Here is a 2922-nt window from a genome sequence, read left to right on the forward strand (position 1 = left end):
CGCCATGCGTGCTGGCGACCCTGACCGGGATGGCGGACAGAGCAAAGGCCTCGCCGCTCCGATCGCAACAGGCGACGCCCTCGCCGCCCGCCGTGACAATTGCCACCGGATAAAGATCGGCCAATAGCCGTGCGGCTTGCGCGGCCCCGTCCAGCGTCTCGACCACTGCTGTGCCAGCCAGGAATTCCGCCTCGATTGCGTTGACCACCAATATGTCGACGAGCGCGATCAACTCGTCGGAGAGTTTGCGCGCGGGGGCCGCGTTGAGCACGACGCGGCCGCGCCGTGCTTTGACGGCGCGTGCGGCGGCAATGTTGCCGGCTTCCGGCACTTCGTTCTGTAACAAAAGCACTGCCGTCTGCGCCATCACATCGGAAGCAGAGGCAATGTCGGCATGGCCCAGTGTCAGATTGCTGCCTGAGACGATCACCGCGCCATAGTCGCCGCCCGCGTCGAAGATCGCCACGCTCATGCCGGAGCCGGCGCCAGCGGCCACCCGCACGAAGCGGTGGTCGACCACCGCGCGATCGAGATTGGCCAGCAACGCCCGCCCGAAATCATCGTCGCCGACGGCGCCGATCATCGCCGCGCGCACGCCGGCCCGCGCCGCCGAGACAGCCTGATTGCCGCCCTTGCCGCCGCATTTCGGGTGCCAGGCATGGCCGGTCACCGTCTCGCCCTTGCGCGGGCGATCGGGCGCGTCGACCATGATGTCGTAGTGCAAGCTGCCGAACACGGTGACCAGCGGCGATGTCGTCATGAGCCCCGGTCTTTTCGTTTCGATGTCACCGCGGACATGGTGCGGCCGAGGTTGCGCTCCGCCGCCTGATAATCGCGCTGCGCCACCGCCACGAACAGCGCGCCGAGGATGTTGAGCTGGGCAATGCGGGCCGCTGCGTTCTCGCCCATCAGCGGCGAGCCTTGCGCGGTCGAGCAAAGCACGATGTCGGCGACCGCAGCCAGCGGCGAGTTGTCGTAATTGGTGATGGCCAGCGTGCGGGCACCGTTCTTGCGGGCCAGCTGGATGGCGTCGATGACGGCCGACGTGTTGCCCGAATGCGAAAAGCCGACGGCGATGTCGTCGCCGCCGAGCAGCGAGGCCGACATCAGCATCATATGCGAATCGTCATAGACGGATGCGCGGATGCCGATGCGCAGAAACTTGTGCGAGACATCGCGGGCGATCTGCGCCGAGCCGCCGACGCCATAAAAATCCCGGTTCTTGGCACGGAAGAGCAGCTCGGCGGCGCGGTCGAAATCCTCGATGTCGAGGATCGCCAGCGTCTCCTCCAGCGCCTGGATGGAGGTGCGAAACACTTTTTGCACGATCTCGGCCGAACTGTCGTCGGATGACAGTTCCTGGTGCATCTCGGCGGTCGGCAGGCGACTGTATTCATAGACGGCGGTGCGGAAGTCGCGATAGCCGGAAAAGCCGAGCTTCTTGGCGATCTTGACCACCATCGCCTCGGACACGCCGGACTCCTCGGCGATCTGCTTCAGCGGAATGCTCTCGTCGAAGCCGCGCCGGCCGAAGACGGTTTCCACAACCTTCGCCTCCAGCGGGGTGAGATGCGGCATCATCATGCGGATGCGCGGTCCTACCGCTTTCAGGTCCAGCCCGCTCAAGGTCATCCACGCCCCCTCGTCACACGATCGATAAGCATCGCGGCGAGGATTATAAGACCAGTTGCCAGAAGCTGATAGAAGGACTGCACGTTCATCAGCGTCAAACCGTTGCGCATGGCGCCGAGGATGACGGCGCCCAATATGGTGCCGACGATGCTGCCCTTGCCGCCCATCAGCGAGGCGCCGCCGATGGCGGCAGCCGCGATGGCGTCGAGTTCCCAGAGATTGCCGAGGATGGGCTCGGCGGCGCCGAGCCGGCCGATCAGGATCTGCGCGGCAAGCGCCGCCAGCAGGCCTGAGATCATGTAGGCGGCGATCTTGGTGCGGGCAATCGGCACGCCGGCGATGTAGGCCGCCTCCTCGTTGCCGCCGACGGCAAGCAGATATTCGCCGAAGGGCGTCTTCTTCAAAACGACCCAGGCGACGACAGCCACGCAGGCGACGATGATGACCGCCAGAGGCAGTCCAAACAGCGATCCGTTGAAGATGGCGCGAAAGTCGGCGGGCAGGCCGAGGACCGGATTGCCGCCGGTGTAGATCAGCGCCAGCGCCCGATAGGTGCTGAGCGTTCCCAACGTGACGATGAAGGGCTGCAGCCCGACATAGGCAACGAGCACGCCGTTGACGAGGCCGCAGGCAAGGCCAATGGCGAAGCCGGCGGCGATGGCCAGCGGAAACGGCACGCCGGCGACCATCATAGAGGCCGAGATGACGGCCGAGAGTGCCGCCGTCGGCCCGACCGACAGGTCGATGCCGCCGGAGATGATGACCAGCGTCATGCCGAGTGCGAGACAGGCATTGATGCTCGACTGCTGCAGGATGTTGATCAGGTTACGCTCGGCGAAGAAGCCGGGCACCAGCGCGCCGAATACGGCCAGGATCACGACAAGGCCGATCAGCGTGCCGGCGTCGCGCATGGAAACCCCGCGCAGGAATTCGGCGCGTGGCCGCACCAGAGTGGTATCCGACATATCCGTCACCTACTGCCTTGCCTGTTGCGCGGCCGGCGTTTGCGTTTGCGGGATGGCGTGCGCCGCGATCGCCTGTTCGCTGATATCGTCTCTGTGGAGTTCGGCCGCGATCGTGCCGTCGCGCATGACCAGCACGCGGTCGGCAAGCCGGATCACTTCGGGGAGTTCGGAGGAGACGACGATCACGGCATGGCCCTCGGCGGCGAGTTCCTCGATCAGATGATAGATCTCCGCCTTGGCGCCGACATCGATGCCGCGTGTCGGTTCGTCGAACAAGAGGATGCGCGTTCCCGCGGCCAGCCAGCGGCCGATGATCGCCTTCTGC

General features: G+C 65.4%; 3 protein-coding genes and 1 pseudogene. All 4 read right to left on the bottom strand.

Annotated elements, in window-relative coordinates; all coding sequences use genetic code 11:
• Window positions 1-760: PfkB family carbohydrate kinase (locus EOD15_RS31920; RefSeq protein ID WP_127409188.1), on the bottom strand; the 760-nt coding region annotated here is incomplete at its 3' end.
• Window positions 757-1632, bottom strand: a complete 876-nt coding sequence (locus tag EOD15_RS31925; protein ID WP_127409189.1) for a MurR/RpiR family transcriptional regulator — start codon at window positions 1630-1632, stop codon at window positions 757-759. The genes EOD15_RS31920 and EOD15_RS31925, both read right to left, overlap by 4 nt.
• Complete coding sequence (locus tag EOD15_RS31930) at window positions 1629-2597, bottom strand: ABC transporter permease (RefSeq protein ID WP_127323099.1); 969 nt, start codon at window positions 2595-2597, stop codon at window positions 1629-1631. The genes EOD15_RS31925 and EOD15_RS31930 overlap by 4 nt, the downstream gene beginning before the upstream one ends.
• Window positions 2598-2606: 9 nt before the next feature.
• Window positions 2607-2922 (bottom strand): annotated as a pseudogene (locus EOD15_RS31935) (sugar ABC transporter ATP-binding protein); the annotation flags it as partial.

Source organism: Mesorhizobium sp. M7A.T.Ca.US.000.02.2.1 (assembly GCF_003996995.1).
Classification (GTDB): domain Bacteria; phylum Pseudomonadota; class Alphaproteobacteria; order Rhizobiales; family Rhizobiaceae; genus Mesorhizobium.

Bases quoted from the DNA above. Each gene is read 5' to 3' on its own strand.
- EOD15_RS31930 (WP_127323099.1), bottom strand. From the start codon at position 2,597: ATGTCGGATACCACTCTGGTGCGGCCACGCGCCGAATTCCTGCGCGGG.
- EOD15_RS31925 (WP_127409189.1), bottom strand. From the start codon at position 1,632: ATGACCTTGAGCGGGCTGGACCTGAAAGCGGTAGGACCGCGCATCCGC.